We start from the raw sequence: 4,177 nt of genomic DNA, 5'->3' as shown, positions 1-4,177 counted from the left end.
GCCATCGGCTCGAGGTCAAATGTGTTGCCCGAATAAAAAGTAAAGAGCACTTTTTATCGGTCAAAAGCATTTGCTTGCTCCTGCGGTTACTCGTCGCAGGTAAAGAGTGTCGCCGATAGGCCGGAGCCTTGCGCTCTTCTTGATTAATTTGCTTCGTTCTTTTGAATATATACTTGGTGTGGAAAAGGAATTTCGATGTTGTTCAGATCAAGAGCTTCTTTGATAGCCTTTCGCAATTTCCTCTCTACAGTCCATTGCTCCATATTAGCAGTCTTGGCAATAACCCTGAGTACTACATCACTGTCTCCGAGAGACTGAACCCCAATTACATTAGGTCCTTCAATTATCGTTTCGTCTTCAATCTGAAACTGTTCACATACCTTTTGAATAACTACCATTGCCTCATCGATATTTTCATCGTAACCGATACTGATATCCACAAGAGCACGCATAGTAGAACGGGAGTGGTTACTAAGGCTGCCTATTTCACGATTTGGAATAAAATGTACAGTTCCATCAAATCCTCTTATTCTTGTAGTGCGTAAACCCACTTCTTCTACAACTCCGTCAATCCCCGCTATTGTAACGTATTCATCCACTTCAAGCTGCTTTTCGAGCAACAAAAAGAATCCAGTAACAATATCACTAACAAGACCTTGTGCACCAAATCCAATAGCCAGACCAATAATACCAGCTCCGGCAATTAATCCAGTTACATTATAATTGAAAATACCTATGATAAATGTTGCAAGAATAAAGATAAGGACATATGAAAAAGTATTCATTGCTAATTTTTCAAGTGTTCTAGCACGACCAGGGGACATATTACGCTGAGTTTCCATACGCTTAATACTTCCTGCGATGAACCTTCTTCCGGCTCCTCTAATGATAAAGTATACAATGAAGATAAGTATGATCTGAAGTAAACCTGTAAGTATAATTAATCCTATGGCAGCCCAATTTATGGCTTCAATCCATTCATTCATCTTAAAACTCCTTCCGTACAATATAGTTATCACTCGATTATTGAGTTTACCACAAGAACTGTGTCGAAAAAAGAAAACACTATTAAACGAGCATATGATTTTTTTCCTGGACAAGGTTTAGATATAATACTTAGTGTGGCTAAAAAACATAGTTTAAAACCTCCTTGCACAGGTCATATTAATAGGGGAGCTTTTATATATGCTTTTTATTTGACCAGCGATAATTAGTATTATAAAATAATTATTGTTAACAAAGAAAATTTGGAGGGATTTACATATGTCAGACAAACGTATGGTAGCAAAACAAGCTCCTAGATTTGAAATGGATGCTGTTTTAGCAGACAAAGAATTTGGTAAAGTAAGCCTTGAAGACAACATGAAACAAGATAAGTGGACCGTTTTATTTTTCTACCCAATGGACTTCACTTTCGTATGTCCAACAGAAATTACAGCAATGAGTGACCGTTATGATGAGTTTGAAGACTTGGATGCAGAAGTAATCGGTGTTTCCACTGATACTATTCATACTCACTTGGCATGGATTAACACTAACCGTGATGATAATGGGCTTGGACAGCTTGAGTATCCTTTAGCTGCAGATACTAACCATTCTATTTCTCGTGAATACGGTGTATTGATTGAAGATGAAGGTGTGGCACTTCGCGGATTATTCATCATCAGCCCTGAGGGTGAATTGATGTACTCGGTTGTTAACCATAACAATATCGGCCGTGATGTAGAAGAGACACTTCGTGTTCTTCAAGCATTACAAACAGGCGGACTTTGCCCGGCAAACTGGAAGCCTGGTCAAGAGACACTTTAATACAATGTAATGGCCTAGCAAAGGGATTTGTTAGGCCATTTCCATACAATATTTTCAATAAAATTATAATGAAAAATAGAGGTGAACAAGGATGAGATTAAGATCACCAATGCCCGAACTTGAAGGTGCAACTACCTGGTATAATGGAGAGGTGACGAAAGAAGATTTAACTGGAGGAAAACCTACACTTATTCATTTCTGGTCCATAAGCTGCGGCTTATGTAAGGAAGCTATGCCTAATGTAAATGAATTTCGTGATAAATATAAGGACAAGCTAAACGTCATTGCTGTTCATATGCCTCGTTCTGAGAAGGACTTGGATCTTGAGGAAATCAAGAAAGTTGCTGAAGATCATGATATTACTCAACCGATTTTTGTTGATAACGCTCATAAATTAACTGATGCTTTTGAAAATCAACATGTACCAAGTTATTATGTTTTTGATGAAGAATGTCAACTACGGCATTTTCAAGCTGGCGGCGGCGGTATGAAAATGCTGACAAAGCGAGTAAACCGTGTATTAGGTATTAAAGAATAATAGACAGGTATTTTAAAATATAAGTATAAAAGTGACTTTGGCGATTGCTAAAGTCACTTTTTCACATTAAAAGGAATAAGGCTGCCATTGAAGAACCAATTATAAAATAATTGCAACAATATTGATTTGTTTGTATGATAAGCTAAAGACAAGATATACGGGTGGGGGATGCAGGGCTTATGAAAAAGCAATATGCTGTAATTGGGCTAGGAAGATTTGGCGGTAGTATTTGTGAAGCACTGCGTAAACAAGGTATGGAAGTTCTTGCTATAGATACAAATGAAGATAAAGTAAACAGATATGCAAGTATTGCAACACATGCAGTTGTAGCTGACTCTACCGATGAAAACACTTTAAAGAGCTTAGGAATCCGTAATTTTGACCATGTAATAGTTGCAATTGGAGACAATATCCAATCAAGTATTTTAACTACATTAATGTTGGTAGAACAAGGTGTGAAAAATATTACTGTTAAGGCTCAGAATGATTATCATGAGAAAGTATTGAACAAAATTGGGGCTCATAAGGTTGTTCATCCTGAAAGGGATATGGGCATAAGGATAGCACACAATATTGTATCGAAAAATGTATTGGATTATCTGGAACTCTCTGATGAATACAGTATTATTGAGCTTATGGCTGGTGAAACAGTCCATGGCAAATCGTTGATTGAATTGGACATCCGTGCAAAATACGGATGTAATATAATGGCTGTTAAAAGAGGAGAGCATATAGATGTGTCTCCATCAGCAAATGCATCTATAAAAAAGGGAGATGTGTTAATTGTTATAGGCGCTGATACAGACATTTCACGAATGGAGCGCGCCCTTTTTGATGATGACTAATAAAGAAAAAACTCCCGCAAAATGCGGGAGCTTTTTTAGATTTCCATAATAATAGGCAGGATCATTGGTTTACGCTTTGTTTTTTCATATAAGAATGGTCCTAACATATCTGTAATTTCATTTTTAATTTCTGACCATTGGCTTGTCTTTCTTTCCATCATTCCATTGAGATGATCAGCTAGTTTATTTTGAGCTTCATTAATCAAGTCACCAGATTCACGCATATAAACAAAACCACGTGAAATGATATCTGGTCCTGCCTCAACCTTAAACTCTTTCATGTTCAGGCTCACTACTACAACTACAAGCCCTTCTTCTGAAAGTATCCGTCTGTCTCTAAGGACGATGTTTCCAATATCACCAATTCCGTTACCGTCTACATAAACAGAACCGGATGGTACTTTACCAGCTAAATTACCCTCATTTTTATCAAGGGCCAGCACATCACCATTATCCATTATGAAGCAGTTTTCTTCAAGTACACCGCACTCTTGTGCAAGTTTAGTATGCATCTTTAACATACGGTATTCCCCGTGAATAGGCATAAAATACTTAGGCTTCATTAACCTTAGCATAAGCTTTTGTTCTTCTTGACCACCGTGTCCAGAAGTATGGATGTCACTTAACGTACCGTGAATGACGTCTGCTCCTGCACGTGAAAGCTGATCAATAATCCGGCTTACACTTAAATTATTACCAGGAATTGGAGATGAGGAGAAAACAACTGTATCTCCAGGGATAATTTGAATTTGACGATGGGTTCCATGGGCGATTCGTGATAATGCCGCCATTGGTTCCCCTTGACTTCCGGTACATAAAATAGTTACTTGGTCGCTTGGCAGCTTATTCAGCTGAGAAGGTTCAACAAAAGTGCTCGATGGCGCGTTAATATAACCTAGCTCTAGTCCGATTTTAATAGCATTCTCCATACTGCGGCCAAATACGGCTACCTTGCGTCTGAATTTAACTGCTGATTCAACAGCCT

At 38.0% G+C, this 4,177-nt stretch carries 5 protein-coding genes; 3 read left to right on the top strand and 2 right to left on the bottom strand.

What is annotated here, in order from left to right:
* Nucleotides 1-143: 143 nt before the first annotated feature.
* Nucleotides 144-986 carry a mechanosensitive ion channel family protein gene (locus tag QZT63_RS02950; RefSeq protein ID WP_290648431.1) on the bottom strand — a complete coding sequence of 281 codons (843 nt, stop codon included), beginning with the start codon at nt 984-986 and terminating at the stop codon, nt 144-146.
* Between the two features lie 277 nt (nt 987-1,263).
* On the opposite strand from QZT63_RS02950, the gene QZT63_RS02945 reads away from it, so the two are divergent.
* The 3 genes from QZT63_RS02945 to QZT63_RS02935 all read left to right on the top strand — a co-directional run bounded on the left by QZT63_RS02945 (nt 1,264) and on the right by QZT63_RS02935 (nt 3,192).
* Nucleotides 1,264-1,809 carry a peroxiredoxin gene (locus QZT63_RS02945; RefSeq protein WP_290648429.1) on the top strand — a complete coding sequence of 182 codons (546 nt, stop codon included), beginning with the start codon at nt 1,264-1,266 and terminating at the stop codon, nt 1,807-1,809.
* A gap of 109 nt (nt 1,810-1,918) precedes the next feature.
* On the top strand, nt 1,919-2,347 hold the full coding sequence (locus tag QZT63_RS02940; protein WP_290648427.1) for a TlpA disulfide reductase family protein: 429 nt from the start codon (nt 1,919-1,921) through the stop codon (nt 2,345-2,347).
* Between the two features lie 179 nt (nt 2,348-2,526).
* Nucleotides 2,527-3,192, top strand: a complete 666-nt coding sequence (locus QZT63_RS02935) for a TrkA family potassium uptake protein (protein WP_290648425.1) — start codon at nt 2,527-2,529, stop codon at nt 3,190-3,192.
* Between the two features lie 35 nt (nt 3,193-3,227).
* Here QZT63_RS02935 and QZT63_RS02930 read toward each other — a convergent pair.
* The coding region (locus QZT63_RS02930; RefSeq protein ID WP_290648424.1) for a ribonuclease J at nt 3,228-4,177 on the bottom strand (950 nt) is incomplete at its 5' end.

The organism is Aquisalimonas sp., from assembly GCF_007120195.1.
In the GTDB taxonomy this organism is placed as follows: Bacteria; Pseudomonadota; Gammaproteobacteria; order Nitrococcales; family Aquisalimonadaceae; genus Aquisalimonas.
Note: the sequence above shows the minus strand (reverse complement) of the source record. Positions and strands in the feature narration are given on the sequence as shown.

What these genes read in the sequence shown, in the direction of transcription:
- QZT63_RS02950 (WP_290648431.1), bottom strand. Translation starts at nt 986, where the DNA reads ATGAATGAATGGATTGAAGCCATAAATTGGGCTGCCATAGGATTAATT.
- QZT63_RS02945 (WP_290648429.1), top strand. Translation starts at nt 1,264, where the DNA reads ATGTCAGACAAACGTATGGTAGCAAAACAAGCTCCTAGATTTGAAATG.
- QZT63_RS02940 (WP_290648427.1), top strand. Translation starts at nt 1,919, where the DNA reads ATGCCCGAACTTGAAGGTGCAACTACCTGGTATAATGGAGAGGTGACG.
- QZT63_RS02935 (WP_290648425.1), top strand. Translation starts at nt 2,527, where the DNA reads ATGAAAAAGCAATATGCTGTAATTGGGCTAGGAAGATTTGGCGGTAGT.